The sequence below is a fragment of the Sphaerotilus sulfidivorans genome (genome assembly GCF_013426975.1).
GTDB lineage: Bacteria > Pseudomonadota > Gammaproteobacteria > Burkholderiales > Burkholderiaceae_C > Sphaerotilus > Sphaerotilus sulfidivorans.
In genome coordinates, this window is sequence record NZ_JACCPY010000017.1 from 1 (window position 1) to 12,153 (window position 12,153).

Annotated in this window: 13 protein-coding genes; 7 read left to right on the plus strand and 6 right to left on the minus strand. The window is 70.6% G+C overall.

Going from position 1 to position 12,153, the window contains the following annotated elements; all coding sequences use genetic code 11:
- The first annotated feature begins 201 nt into the window (after window positions 1–201).
- The 5 genes from HZU84_RS11540 to HZU84_RS11560 all read left to right on the plus strand — a co-directional run bounded on the left by HZU84_RS11540 (window position 202) and on the right by HZU84_RS11560 (window position 3,892).
- Window positions 202–792 (plus strand): hypothetical protein, encoded by a 591-nt coding sequence (locus tag HZU84_RS11540; RefSeq protein ID WP_149503352.1) that lies wholly within the window; start codon window positions 202–204, stop codon window positions 790–792.
- 525 nt (window positions 793–1,317) lie between these two features.
- A complete protein-coding gene (locus tag HZU84_RS11545; protein WP_276528787.1) occupies window positions 1,318–1,953 on the plus strand; it encodes an expansin EXLX1 family cellulose-binding protein in 636 nt (211 codons plus the stop codon).
- Window positions 1,954–2,031: 78 nt separating this feature from the next.
- Window positions 2,032–2,283 carry a DUF1653 domain-containing protein gene (locus HZU84_RS11550; protein ID WP_149503354.1) on the plus strand — a complete coding sequence of 84 codons (252 nt, stop codon included), beginning with the start codon at window positions 2,032–2,034 and terminating at the stop codon, window positions 2,281–2,283.
- 19 nt (window positions 2,284–2,302) lie between these two features.
- Complete coding sequence (gene arfB / locus HZU84_RS11555; RefSeq protein WP_149503355.1) at window positions 2,303–2,695, plus strand: alternative ribosome rescue aminoacyl-tRNA hydrolase ArfB; 393 nt, start codon at window positions 2,303–2,305, stop codon at window positions 2,693–2,695.
- A 60-nt stretch (window positions 2,696–2,755) separates the two neighbouring features.
- Window positions 2,756–3,892 carry a J domain-containing protein gene (locus HZU84_RS11560; protein ID WP_149503356.1) on the plus strand — a complete coding sequence of 379 codons (1,137 nt, stop codon included), beginning with the start codon at window positions 2,756–2,758 and terminating at the stop codon, window positions 3,890–3,892.
- A 9-nt stretch (window positions 3,893–3,901) separates the two neighbouring features.
- Here the strand turns inward: HZU84_RS11560 and HZU84_RS11565 are convergent, their stop codons facing one another.
- From HZU84_RS11565 to eat, 4 genes are read right to left on the minus strand one after another with little or no spacing between them, the layout of a single operon-like run.
- Window positions 3,902–4,894: a DUF72 domain-containing protein gene (locus HZU84_RS11565; protein ID WP_244954468.1), complete on the minus strand. Its 993-nt coding sequence runs from the start codon at window positions 4,892–4,894 to the stop codon at window positions 3,902–3,904.
- 51 nt (window positions 4,895–4,945) lie between these two features.
- Window positions 4,946–5,800, minus strand: a complete 855-nt coding sequence (gene eutC, locus HZU84_RS11570) for an ethanolamine ammonia-lyase subunit EutC (protein WP_149503358.1) — start codon at window positions 5,798–5,800, stop codon at window positions 4,946–4,948.
- Window positions 5,797–7,173, minus strand: coding sequence for an ethanolamine ammonia-lyase subunit EutB (locus HZU84_RS11575; protein WP_149503359.1), 1,377 nt, complete (start codon window positions 7,171–7,173; stop codon window positions 5,797–5,799). Before HZU84_RS11575 ends, eutC begins: the two co-directional genes overlap by 4 nt.
- A gap of 32 nt (window positions 7,174–7,205) precedes the next feature.
- A complete protein-coding gene (gene eat, locus HZU84_RS11580) occupies window positions 7,206–8,600 on the minus strand; it encodes an ethanolamine permease (RefSeq protein ID WP_149503360.1) in 1,395 nt (464 codons plus the stop codon).
- A gap of 217 nt (window positions 8,601–8,817) precedes the next feature.
- Between eat and HZU84_RS11585 the strand changes: the two genes are divergently transcribed.
- Window positions 8,818–9,873 carry a helix-turn-helix domain-containing protein gene (locus HZU84_RS11585; protein ID WP_149503361.1) on the plus strand — a complete coding sequence of 352 codons (1,056 nt, stop codon included), beginning with the start codon at window positions 8,818–8,820 and terminating at the stop codon, window positions 9,871–9,873.
- A 76-nt stretch (window positions 9,874–9,949) separates the two neighbouring features.
- Window positions 9,950–10,909 carry a M14 family metallopeptidase gene (locus HZU84_RS11590; RefSeq protein ID WP_149503362.1) on the plus strand — a complete coding sequence of 320 codons (960 nt, stop codon included), beginning with the start codon at window positions 9,950–9,952 and terminating at the stop codon, window positions 10,907–10,909.
- A gap of 13 nt (window positions 10,910–10,922) precedes the next feature.
- On the opposite strand, the gene HZU84_RS11595 is transcribed toward HZU84_RS11590, so the two are convergent.
- Entirely contained in the window at window positions 10,923–11,174 is a 252-nt protein-coding gene (locus tag HZU84_RS11595) for a hypothetical protein (RefSeq protein ID WP_149503363.1), read from the minus strand.
- Window positions 11,175–11,292: 118 nt separating this feature from the next.
- A complete protein-coding gene (locus tag HZU84_RS11600; RefSeq protein ID WP_149503364.1) occupies window positions 11,293–11,985 on the minus strand; it encodes a TerC family protein in 693 nt (230 codons plus the stop codon).
- Window positions 11,986–12,153 lie beyond the last annotated feature (168 nt).

Below are 12,153 nucleotides of genomic sequence, written 5' to 3' on the forward strand. Positions count from 1 at the left end.
CGTGCAGCGCGAAGACATTCTTGGCCAGATCGATCCCGAGAAACACCACCGTCATGGTCATCTCCTTGCGGCCCGCAGCCGCGGGTTGAGCTTTTGCCGCCCCATGGTGCGCGCTGGGCAAGCGCTGAGCCTATTGGCAGAATCCTCTGTGCCGGGCGCGGTGCGAGGGGATGGCCCTTTCATTCGTTATGTGTAAAAATCATGGAAGCCGACTTCGATATTCATCCTCCATTTGAAGCCTTCTATATTGAAGCCATGCTTTGGCACACCAATTCCGCGTTGGATGCTGTGAAAGTGGTCGGAGACTGGATTGAGCTTGTCGTATCCGATGACGAAAAGGCACTTGATCTACCCAAAGAAAAACTGTTCGAACAGCTTCAGCTCATCATTCAACACGCAGCTCTATTGTCGAAGTATCTTTGGCCCATCCGGGGTGGCGCGAATAGCTCTCACCAAAGAAGAGGCAAGAAGATCCGAAATGCGCTAAAAACGGGTGAGTCCAGCGCTCTGAAGTGCAGAAGTCTCAGAGATGGAATGGAACATTTCGATGAAAAGCTTGATAAGTATTTGGAAGAAAATCACGTAGGTGAATTTTTGCCGAATGATGTACGGGCCGAAGTCCCGGTAAGCGAGGTTCCTCTTCATATTTTCAAAGGCTTCTATATCAATCCGCGGGTGTTCGTTCTTCTAGGCAACGAATATGAGCTACTGCCTATCGTGGCAGAGGTCGAACGGATTCACGATTTGCTCATGGGCTGCGTGAATGCAGGGTATCGGTTTCCGCATGAATGAACACATAACAAGGCGGTCAAGCCATTCGTCGCTTTGCTCCTCATTCGGACGCTCAGCACTCCGCACTTGATCGGGCATGGCTTCGTCATCGTTGCCCGATCAAGCGCTCCATGCTGAGCGCCGTTTACCTTGGCTACAAGGGCATCCCCGCGAAGTCAACAAAACCTCTCCGGGCAGGTTTTCATGAAACCGCCTGAGCAGAGTTCAAACGATCCAACCAACGCACACGAAACCAGCGACTGACAGGGAGAACAAGGTGCCGACTGCAAAACTACAACCGGTCTTTGCTGCGGCGTTCTGCCTCGCACCCTCCGACAAAAGACGCGCGCGGCGTGGCTCTGTTGCAGAAACAAATTTCCTTGCTGAGAAATTCCATATCAAGAAAGAACCTTGCTCAGCATGAGGCGCACGATTGTTGCGCCAGAGTAGGGGTTTGGAAAGAATGCCGCTTTATGCAACAAAGCCGCGCGGCGTCTTCCTTCGCTGGCCCGGATCGCGCTCTGCCTGCCCCTGCTGCTCTCGCCCCTGCAGTCCCGCGCCCAGGCCACGCCCGAGCCGCAGCAGGGCGTCGCCACCCACTACGACGCCACCGGCCCGGGGAACTGCAGCTTCGATCCCGACCCGCGCGAGCGCCTGATCGCGGCGATGAACGCGGTGCAGTACGGACAGGCCGAATGGTGCGGCGCCTCGGTGCGGGTCGACGGGCCGAAGGGCAGCGTCGTGGTGCGCATCGTCAACCGCTGTCCGGAATGCCCGGCCGGCCACCTCGACCTGAGTCGCGAGGCCTTCGCGCAGATCGCCGATCTGGTGACCGGCATCGTGCCGATCCGCTGGCAGCTCGTCAGCCCGGCGCTGTCGGGGCCGATCGCGTATCACTTCAAGCACGACAGCGACCTCAAGCTCAATCCCCACTGGCTGGCGGTGCAGGTGCGCAACCACCGCAACCCGCTGGTGCGGCTGGAATACGACGTCGGTGGCCAGTGGGTCGAGGTGCCGCGCAAGGACCACAACTACTTCGAGATGACGCTGCCGAAGCAGGGGCCGGGTCATTACCGCTTTCGCGTCACCGACCTGTTCGGGCATCAGCTCGTCGACGAGCGCATTCCCTTCCAGGCGAATGCCACCGTGAAGGGCCGGGCGCAGTTCCCCCCGGCGCCCTGAACGAAGATCCGCTGCCCCGCGGCCCGCCCGGCCCCGCCGGGCTTGCGCCCCGCGTCCGCCCGCCGCACCATGCGCGCCATGACGAACGACGACGATCTCTCCCCGCTGCCGACGATCCGTACCGGCCGCTATCGCCACTACAAGGGCGGCGAGTACCAGGTGCTCGGCGTGGTGCGCCACAGCGAGTCCCTCGAGCCGATGGTGCTCTATCGCCCGCTGGGCCGCGATGTCGGCGACTGGGTGCGGCCGTTCGCGATGTTCCTCGAGACCGTGGAGCACCAGGGGCAGCGCGTGCTGCGCTTCAGCCCGGTGGGCGACGACGCGGCATGAGCGCATCCGGGGCCGCGCGATGATCCTTTCCCCGCACGAGCTGCATTTCACCGCGATCCGCGCCCAGGGGCCGGGCGGGCAGAACGTCAACAAGGTGTCGTGCGCGGTGCACCTGCGCTTCGACATCCGCGCCTCCTCGCTGCCGGAGGCGGTCAAGGAGCGGCTGCTGCAGTCGCCCGACCAGCGCGTCAGCCGTGATGGCGTCATCGTCATCAAGGCGCAGGCCTCGCGCAGCCTGGAGCAGAACAAGCTGGAGGCGGTCGCGCGGCTGCAGGCGCTGGTGGCCGAGGCCGCGCGGGTGCTGCCGCCGCGCAAGGCGACGAAGCCGACGCGCGGCTCGCAGCGCCGCCGGCTCGAGGCCAAGTCGCAGCGCGGCGAGGTCAAGGCCGGGCGCGGCAAGGTCGGCTGGTGAGCTGACAGGCGGGCTGGGCGGGAGACCGGGCCGCGCTCAGGGGCCGGCACAATGCCGCCCATGAGTCCTGATTGTCCGAACCCGGCCCTGCCGGCGACGCTGCCCGCCGACGACCCTTCGCCCGCGCAGGAGGCCGGCGCCGTTCCCGCGCGCCGCGCCAGCGAGGCGCAGCAGCGCCACGACCGCCTGATGCGCGAGATCAAGCAGCTGCGCGAGCGGCTGCAGCAGTGGCAGCAGTGCGAGAGCCGCTATCACGAGCGGGTCGCGCGCGAGCTGCAGCCGGAGCTCAAGCGCTGGTGCGAGCGGCTGCGCGAGCTGGCGCTGCGCATGGAGGGTGCGCTGTTCCTCGATCCGCCGCCGGGCAAGCCGATCGGCCGCGCGGCGCGGCTGAAGGCAGGCCAGTGGATGCTGTCGCTGGCCGCGGCGGTGCTGGCCGAGCGGCCGGACGACGCCGAGATGCTGGCGCTGCGCGCGCGCCATCAGGACGATCTGCCCGCCGAGGATGCCGAGGACGAGCAGGACGCCGAGGAGGCCGCCGCCCCGGCCGAGGATCCCGACGACGGCCTGGAGCCCTGGGAGCGCGAGGCCGCGCGCCGCCGCGCCCAGGCCGAGGCCAGCCGCCAGGCCGCCAAGCAGGGCCGCAAGGCCCAGGCCGAGCGCGAGCGCCGCGAGCGCCACGGCGGGCGCACCGCCAGCGCCGGCGCGGCCTCGCTGCGCGAGGTCTACCGCCGTCTGGCCAGCCGGCTGCACCCGGACCGCGAGCCCGACGAGGCCGAGCGCGCGCGCAAGACCGCGCTGATGCAGCAGGCCAACCAGGCCTACGCCGCCGGCGACCTGCTGGCGCTGCTGGAGCTGCAGCGCCTCCATCTGCCCGAGCCGGTCGCCGCGCCGGTGGTGGCCGCTGCGGCCGCTGCCGCCGCCGGGGGCGACGAGGAGGCGCGGCTGCGCGACCTGATCGCGCTGCTGGGCGCGCAGCGCGAGCGCCTGCAGGCCGAGATCGACGAGATGGTGCGCCGCTTCGCGGTGCTGCGCCCGGACCTGCCCGCGCGCGCCGACACCATCACGCCGCAGCTGGTCGAGACGCTGCTCGGCACCGAGATCCGCGAGCTGCGCGCCCGCGCGACCGCACTGGAACGCGACTTGGGCTACTGCCGCGATCCGGCCAGCCTGGGCGCATGGCTGCGGGCCTTCGCCTGAGGCCGGCGCTCAGGCCGGCGCGACCGCCCGTGCCAGCTCGACCACCGAGCAGGGCGCCGAGCCCTCGGCCTTGTTGTTGACGGTGACCAGCACCGGGTGTCCGGCCGCGGCGGTGCCGCGCATGATGCGCGCCAGCGCCTCGCGGGTGGCCGGATCGGGATCGACCAGCCGGTCGAAGGGCGCGTAGCCGGCCTTGGCGGCCTCGTAGCCGTGCGCGCCGTGGCGCCGGTTGAGGTTCCAGCGGCAGACGAAGGCGCCGGGCCACATCGCGCGCAGCAACGGCAGCTGCGCCTCGATCGGCGGCAGCCGCGGGTGCAGGCCCAGGCAGTAGCGCGCGCCTGCGGCCTTCAGCACATCGCGGAAGGCGGGCACCAGCCATTCCGGATCGCGCACCTCGACCGCGATCACCGCCTCCGGGGCCTGCGGCGCCAGCGCCGGCAGCGCGTCGAGCAGACGCGCCAGCCGCTGCAGCAGCGCCGGCAGGTCGGCCTTCAGCGCGCCGGGCAGCGGCCCGATCTCGATCACCAGCGCGCCGGCCTTCGCGCCCAGGCCCTCGAGCACCGGCTGCACGAACTGCTCGGTGGTCAGCACCGGGTCGAGGAAGGCCGGGTTGAGCCCGACCGGCCGGCCGCCGGCGTCGCGCTGCGCGCCGTCGCTGATCAGCGCCGGGGCCTTGACGACGAAGCGGAAGTCCTCGGGCACCTGCGCGGCCAGCGCGGCGAACTGCGCCGCCGTCATCGGCCGGTAGTAGCTGCGGTCGAGGCTGACGGTGCGCAGCAGCGGGTGGCGCGCGTAGGCGGCCAGGCCTTCGCGGGCCAGCGTCGCCTCGTCATGCCGTCCGGCCCAGACCAGGCCGGTCCAGCCGGGAAAGCTCCAGGACGAGGTGCCCAGGCGCAGGCCGGCGGGCAGCTGCCGGGCCAGCGCGGTCAGCGCGGGGTCGAGGCGGGCCGGCGCGACGGCGGCGGGCTCGGGCGGGTCGAAGAGAAGATCCTGGTGCGGCACGGCCGCGATGATGCACCGGATCGCGGGCCGGCGCGGTGCCAGGGGCCGGCTTCAGCCGCTCCGGCCGGATGGCAGCGGAGTCGCCTCGGCAACGCCCAGACCGGCGCCGGGCGCCAGGCCGCTGTCGTCCTTCAGCGCCACGCCGGTGGCGCCCAGCCGGCGTGCGGCCTCGGCCAGCCACCACAGCTTGCGCGCCGCCTCGGCGTGCACCAGGCCTTCGGCGCGCACATTGGACAGGCAGTTGCGCTCGGCATCGCTGCGGCCGACCTTCGGCGCGCGGGTCAGGTAGACGCCGAGGCTGTCGGGCGAACTCAGGCCCGGGCGCTCGCCGATCAGCACCGCCACCATCGCCGCGCCCAGGCGCTGGCCGATGTCGTCGCCCAGCGCGACCCGCGCCTGCGTGGCCACCACCACCGGGCCGAGTGACCAGCCGGGCGGGCGCTGGCGCCGGATCTCGGCCAGCAGCGGCACCGCCTGGCGCTCGATCGCCGCCGAGGACAGGCCGTCGCCGACGACGATCAGCAGCGCGTCGTCGGCCAGCGGGCCGTGCGCGGCCGTGTGCGCGTCGAGCAGCGCGCCGCCGGTGCCGCCGAGCCGCCGGCCCAGGTCCGGGCGCAGCAGATAGGTCGGGCGGTCGGCGGCGGCGCTGGCCACCTCGAGCGTCTGCAGCCCGAGCGCCTGCAGGCGCGGGCGCAGCGCGGCGACGTCGAGCGGCAGGTGCACCGCGTCGCGCGCCTGCGCATGCGCCGCGCCGAAGGCCAGCAGCTCGCGGGTGGGCAGGCTGGCGCCGGCGCGGCCCAGGCCGATGCGCGCCGGCGTCAGCCTGCGCAGTGCGGCCCAGGTATCGGCGGGTACCAGCGCGCCCTCGTCGTGTCGGCGGTCGGCGTCGTGGTCGGCGTCGCTCATGCGAAATGCTCCAGCAGCGCATGCCGCGACGGGGAGGGCAGCAGCCGGCCCTCGGCGTCGGCCAGGCCCATGCGCTGCAGCCAGGCCTCGAACTCGGGCGCGCGCTTCAGGCCCAGCACCTCGCGCAGCACCAGCGCGTCGTGGAAGGAGGTGCTCTGGTAGTTCAGCATCACATCGTCGGCGCCGGGCACGCCGATCAGGAAGGTGACGCCGGCCGCGCCCAGCAGCAGCATCAGGTTGTCCATGTCGTCCGAGTCGGCCTCGGCATGGTTGGTGTAGCAGACATCGCAGCCGATCGGCAGACCCAGCAGCTTGCCGCAGAAATGGTCCTCCAGCCCGGCGCGCACGATCTGCTTGCCGTCGAAGAGGTATTCCGGGCCGATGAAGCCGACCACCGTGTTGCAGATCATCGGCTCGAAGGCGCGCGCCACCGCGTAGGCGCGCACCTCGCAGGTCTGCTGGTCCAGGCCGTGGTGGGCACCGGCCGACAGCGCCGAGCCCTGGCCGGTCTCGAAGTACATGACGTTGTCGCCCAGCGTGCCGCGCCCGAGCGAGAGCGCCGCCTCGCGCGCCTCGCGCAGCACCGCCAGGTCGATGCCGAAGCTGCGGTTGGCCGCCTCGGTGCCGGCGATCGACTGGAAGACCAGATCGACCGGCGCGCCCTGCTCGATGGCGCGGATCTGGTTCGTCACATGCGTCAGCACGCAGGACTGGGTCGGGATCCCGAAGCGCTGGATCACCTCGTCGGTCAGCCGCATCAGGTCGCCCAGCGCGTCGAGCCCGTCGCCGGCCGGGTTGATGCCGATCACCGCGTCGCCGGCGCCGTACATCAGCCCGTCGAGCATCGACAGCGCGATGCCGCGCGCGTCGTCGGTCGGGTGGTTGGGCTGCAGCCGCATCGCCATGCGCCCGGGCAGGCCGAGCGTGTTGCGGAAGCGCGTGATCACCCGGCACTTGCGCGCCACCCGGATCAGGTCCTGGTTGCGCATCAGCTTGGAGACGGCTGCGGCCATCTCCGGCGTGATGCCGCGGCGCACCCGCGCCAGCGTGGCCTCGTCGGTGGCATCGAGCAGCAGCCAGTCGCGGAAGTCGCCCACCGTCAGGTGCGCGATCTCGGCGAAGGCGGCCGCGTCATGGCTGTCGACGATCAGCCGGGTGACCTCGTCGACTTCATAGGGCACCAGCGCCTCGGACAGGAAGACCTTCAGCGGCAGCTCGGCCAGCGCCATGCGCGCGGCCATGCGCTCGGTCATGGTGCGCGCGGCCACGCCGGCGAGCACGTCGCCCGAGCGCAGCGGGGTGGCTCGGGCCATCAGCGTGGCCAGGTCGGCGAATTGCCAGACCTGGCCGCCCAGCGTGTGGGAATAGGGCATGGGCATCCAGCCTGAGTGAGCGGAGTGGGGGATCAGGTCTGCGGGAGGAGGTCCTCGTCGGCGGCCAGCGTCGCGCGGTGGCCGGCGGTCAGGCGGAAGTAGCCGTAGGCCAGCGCCATCAGCCCGGCGAAGATCGCCGACACCAGCGGATTGAACCAGACCATCGTGATCAGGCACAGCAGCGCCAGACCGAGCGCGATCGCCGGCAGCACCGGATAGCCGATCGCGGGGAAGGGACGCTCGAGCGTCGGCTCCTTGCGGCGCAGCACGAACAGGCTCCACATCGACATGATGTACATGACGATGGCGCCGAGCACCGACATGGTGACGATGTTGGCGGTCAGCGTCTGGCCGCCGATCCTGATCACCTCGTCGCTGAAGATCGCCAGGATGCCGATCACGCCGCCGGCGATGACCGCCAGCCACGGCGTGCCGAAGCGCGGATGCACGCTGGCCAGGCGGGCCGGCAGGTAGCCTGCGCGGGCCAGCGCGAAGATCTGTCGCGAGTAGCCCAGGATGATGCCGTGGAAGCTGGCGATCAGGCCGAACAGGCCGATCCACACCAGCATGTGCAGCCAGCCGCTGTTCTCGCCGACGATCATCTTCATCGCCTGCGGCAGCGGGTCGTTGATGTTGGAGAGCTTCGTCCAGTCGCCGGCACCACCGGCGAAGATCATCACGCCGATCGCCAGCACCAGCAGCGTCAGGATGCCGCCGATGTAGGCGCGCGGAATGGTCACCTTCGGATCCTTGGCCTCCTCGGCGGCCATCGCCACGCCCTCGATCGCCAGGAAGAACCAGATCGCGAACGGCACCGCTGCGGCGATGCCCGCCAGCGTGCCGATCGAGAACTCGTCCGCGCCGGCCCAGCCCTTGGCGGTGAAGTTGTCCCAGGAGAAGCCGGGGGCGACCACGCCCATGAAGATCAGCAGCTCGCCGATCGCCACCACCGTCACGAACAGCTCGAAGGTGGCGGCGGTCTTCACGCCGACGATGTTGAGCGTCATGAACACCAGATAGGCGCCGACGGCCATCAGCTTCGGATCGAGCGCGGGGTACTGCACGTTCAGGTAGGCGCCGATCGCCAGCGCGATGGCGGGCGGCGCGAACACGAATTCCACCAGCGTGGCGAAGCCGGCGACGAAGCCGCCGGTCGGCCCCAGCGCCCGCGAGGCGTAGGCGAAGGGCCCGCCGGCATGCGGAATCGCGGTGGTCAGCTCGGTGAAGCTGAAGATGAAGCTGGTGTACATCAGCGCCACCAGCAGCGCGGTCACCAGAAAGCCCAGCGTGCCGGCGCTGGCCCAGCCGTAGCTCCAGCCGAAGTATTCGCCGGAAATCACCAGGCCGACGGCCAGGCCCCAGAGGTGCCAGGCGTTCAGCGCCGGCTTCAGCTGTGTGGTTGCGGATGTCGTCTCGGGTGTCGTCATGGACGCGGACTCCTTGCAAAGAGGAAGACGTTCGGGAATGGCGCCGATGGTGGCTGCGCCGGCCACGGGCGCGCTATCCAGTTTTGGCAGTGCCGGGTTCCGGAGCGATCCCGATGCGCCGGCATGGCGCTTGCTGGATGCTGGGCGACCGGAGTCCGGCCGCCCAGTGCTGGTGCGTGGCTCCCGCCGCCGTCTTCCGCCTGCCGCCGCCCTTGCCATGACCGCTCTTTCCGCTCCGCCCGATGCCGCCCTGACCGCCTGTCCCGCTGTCGCGGTGCAGCATGTCGACACCCGCGATGTCGATGAGCAGGCCGCGCTGCTGACCGACTGGCATCAGGACTACGCGCAGCTGTCGGCCGGTGGCTTCGAGGGCCGCATCGACGAGGCCTGGCTTGACGGCGTGCATCTCTTCGTCGAGGCCACCAGCCAGCGGCTGCACCAGCGCGGGGAGCTGCGCGCCGACCGGCTCGCGCTCGGGCTGCCGCTGGCGCTGCCGGAGGTGGTGCAGGCCGGGCCGGCGCGCTTCTGCGGCCGCTCCGACTGGCAGGCCACGGGGGATGACGCCGAGGCGCAGGACGGCGCGGGCCATTTCTGCACCTTTTCCGGCCGTGGCGGTTTCGAGTTCTTCACGCCGGCCGGACTGGTGATGGCCGGCATGGAGTTCGACCGTGCCGAGCTGGCACGGCTGGCCACGCCCGAGGAGCAGGCACTGCTCGAGCGCATCGGCCAGGTGGCGACGCTGCACCGCGCGCCCCAGGGCGCGCTGGCGACGCTGCGCGACTTCATGCGCGGCGCCTTCGAGATGCTGGCCGCGCAGCCCCGGCTGCTGGGCAATCCGGCGATGCGCAGCATGCTGCGGCAGGCGGCGCAGTCCAATGCGCTGGAGCTGCTGGTCGGGGCGGCGGCGCTGCCGCCCGATGCCGGCCAGCGCCCGCGCCTGCTGGTCGAGCAGGCCCGCGCGATCGTCGACCGCGATCCGGAAACGCCGGTCACGGTCGCCACGCTCTGCGCCGAGCTGGGGACCAGCCGGCGCACGCTGCAGGCGGCCTTCCAGCAGGTGCTGGGGCTGGCGCCGGCGGCCTATCTGCGCGCGACCCGGCTGGCCGGCGCGCGCCGGGCGCTGCGCCAGGCGCCCTCGGTCACCGAGGCGGCGGCGCAGTGGGGCTTCTGGCACTTCGGCCATTTCGCCCAGGACTACCGGCGCATGTACGGCGAGCTGCTCTCGCAGACCTGGCGGCGGCTGCATCCGGGCGCCGGCGGCGCCGCCCATTGAGCGACCGCGAGGCGGTGCCTGTGCCCATCGGGCCATCCCGCTGACGCCGGCCTGCGCGCCGGGCTATGCTGCCTTCATGAACCGAAACGATTTCCCGCGCACACCGGCCGGCGTGCTGCGCGTGCACCAGTACCTCGGGCTGCAGCCCGGCCCGAAGCTGATCGTGCTCGGTGGCGTGCACGGCGACGAGACCTGCGGCACGGTCGCGCTGGGCCGGCTGATCGAGGCGCTGGATGCCGGCCGGCTGCAGCTGCGCCGCGGCGAGCTGACGCTGGTGCCGGTCTGCAACCCGATGGCGCACCGGGCCGGCCGGCGCGAGGGCGAGCGCAACCTGAACCGCCGGCTGCTGCCGGTGGCGATCCCGCAGGACCATGAGGACCGCATCGCGCGGGTGCTGTGCCCGCTGCTGGCGCGCCACGAGGTGCTGTTGGACCTGCATTCCTTCCACACCGACGGCGAGCCCTTCGTGATGGTCGGCCCGCGCGACAACGACGGCGATCTCGAGCCCTTCCGCCACGAGGCGGCCGAGACCGCGCTGGCGGCGGCGCTGGGCGTGCGCCAGGTGGTCGAGGGCTGGCTGGAGGCCTATGCGAAGGGCGTGGCGCGGCGCGGGGGCGATGCGCAGTACGGCATCGGCACGACCGAGTACATGCGCTCGGCCGGCGGCTGGGGGCTGACGCTGGAGTGCGGCCGCCATGACGATCCGGCCGCGCCCGAGGTGGCCTGGCAGGCGACGCTGCGCACGCTCGAGCACCTGGGCATGATCGACATCGGCGCGTCCGCGCCCTGCGCGCGGCCGGACTTCGAGGTGGTGCGCCTGGTCGACGTGATCGACCGCGAGGCCGACGGCGACCGCCTGGCGCGCGACTGGGCGAGCTTCGACGCGGTGCGCGCCGGCGAGGTGATCGGCTGGCGCGCCGATGGTCGCGAGGTGCTCGCGCCGGCCGACGGGCGGGTGGTGTTCCCGAACCCGCGGGCGCGCACCGGCGCCGAGTGGTTCTATCTGGCCGAGTTCAGCGGGCGCCGGCTCGGCTGAGGCCGCACAAGGCTCAGACGCGGCGGGCCAGCGGGCCCAGCGTCAGGCGCTCCATCGAGCCGACCAACTGCTCGAAGTCGCGCGAGGCCAGCTTCGACGGCCGGATCAGGCCGCCGCGCACCGCGTTGGCGTACTGCGCGCGGGCCATGTCGAAGGGCAGGGCCAGCCAGTTGCGCAGCGCGCGGTCGGCGTCGCGCTGCTGCGAGGGCAGCGCGGCGCGCAGCGGAGAGAGGGCGGTCAGCGGGTTCATCGGGGTGTACAGCATGATGATCTTGTGCAAGTTCTGTCTGGGTCCGGTTTGTACCTGAGGGTAAACCCTTGGTCAAATCGGCCTTGACAATTCCGGCACGGCTGCATCCCCCTTGTTCGATGTCCCCCGAGGTTCAGGCCGCGGGTGCGGCATCCTCACGCGACGCACGTCGCGCGGCCAGGCGGCCGGCACCCAGCACGCCGATGATGCACACCGCGTAGAGCACCCAGCTCAGCGCCGGCTGCGCGGTGAAGAGGTCGCCCAGCAGCTTCTCGCCCAGGATCATCTTGGCGGCGGTGAAGGCCAGCACCGCGGCACCGATCTCGGTGATGACCGGGAAGCGCTCGACCAGACCCAGCACCAGGCGGCTGCCCCAGACGACGATCGGCACGCTGATCAGCAGGCCGATGACCACCAGGTCGAAGGCGCCATGCGCAGCGCCCGCCACGCCCAGCACGTTGTCGACGCCCATCAGCGCGTCGGCGACGATGATGGTGCGCATCGCGCCCCAGAAGGTGCTAGCCACCGGGCCGTGGTCATCGCCGCCGTCCTGCGGCTTGATCAGGCCGTAGGCGACCCACAGCAGGCCCAGGCCGCCGACCAGCATCAGGCCGGGAATCTTCAGCAGCCAGACCACGCCCAGCGTCATCAGCGAGCGCACCGCGATCGCGCCGACGGTGCCCCACATGATCGCCTTCTTCTGCAGATGCGGGGGCAGGTTGCGCGCGGCCAGCGCGATGACGATGGCGTTGTCGCCGGCCAGGACGATGTCGATCAGGATGATGGCCAGCAGGGCCGAGAACCAGGCGGAGGAGAAGAGTTCCATGAGGACGGTGCGGTGTGCGCAGGCAAGAACGGCTGTTCGTTCGATTCAACGCAGCACGCGTGCAGGCATCCGGCAGGCGACCCGGGAGCGGTTCGGCCTTCAACCCGCGCCGCGACTGCAGCGGGTCGAAGGTCTTGTCCATCGTGCCGGGTGGCTCGACGCTCGATC

Excerpts from the sequence above, each read along its gene's own strand:
- HZU84_RS11550 (WP_149503354.1), top strand. The coding sequence starts at position 2,032 with ATGACGAACGACGACGATCTCTCCCCGCTGCCGACGATCCGTACCGGC.
- HZU84_RS11595 (WP_149503363.1), bottom strand. The coding sequence starts at position 11,174 with ATGCTGTACACCCCGATGAACCCGCTGACCGCCCTCTCTCCGCTGCGC.
- eutC (WP_149503358.1), bottom strand. The coding sequence starts at position 5,800 with ATGAGCGACGCCGACCACGACGCCGACCGCCGACACGACGAGGGCGCG.
- HZU84_RS11600 (WP_149503364.1), bottom strand. The coding sequence starts at position 11,985 with ATGGAACTCTTCTCCTCCGCCTGGTTCTCGGCCCTGCTGGCCATCATC.
- HZU84_RS11540 (WP_149503352.1), top strand. The coding sequence starts at position 202 with ATGGAAGCCGACTTCGATATTCATCCTCCATTTGAAGCCTTCTATATT.
- HZU84_RS11560 (WP_149503356.1), top strand. The coding sequence starts at position 2,756 with ATGAGTCCTGATTGTCCGAACCCGGCCCTGCCGGCGACGCTGCCCGCC.
- HZU84_RS11585 (WP_149503361.1), top strand. The coding sequence starts at position 8,818 with ATGACCGCTCTTTCCGCTCCGCCCGATGCCGCCCTGACCGCCTGTCCC.
- HZU84_RS11590 (WP_149503362.1), top strand. The coding sequence starts at position 9,950 with ATGAACCGAAACGATTTCCCGCGCACACCGGCCGGCGTGCTGCGCGTG.
- arfB (WP_149503355.1), top strand. The coding sequence starts at position 2,303 with ATGATCCTTTCCCCGCACGAGCTGCATTTCACCGCGATCCGCGCCCAG.
- HZU84_RS11575 (WP_149503359.1), bottom strand. The coding sequence starts at position 7,173 with ATGCCCTATTCCCACACGCTGGGCGGCCAGGTCTGGCAATTCGCCGAC.
- eat (WP_149503360.1), bottom strand. The coding sequence starts at position 8,600 with ATGACGACACCCGAGACGACATCCGCAACCACACAGCTGAAGCCGGCG.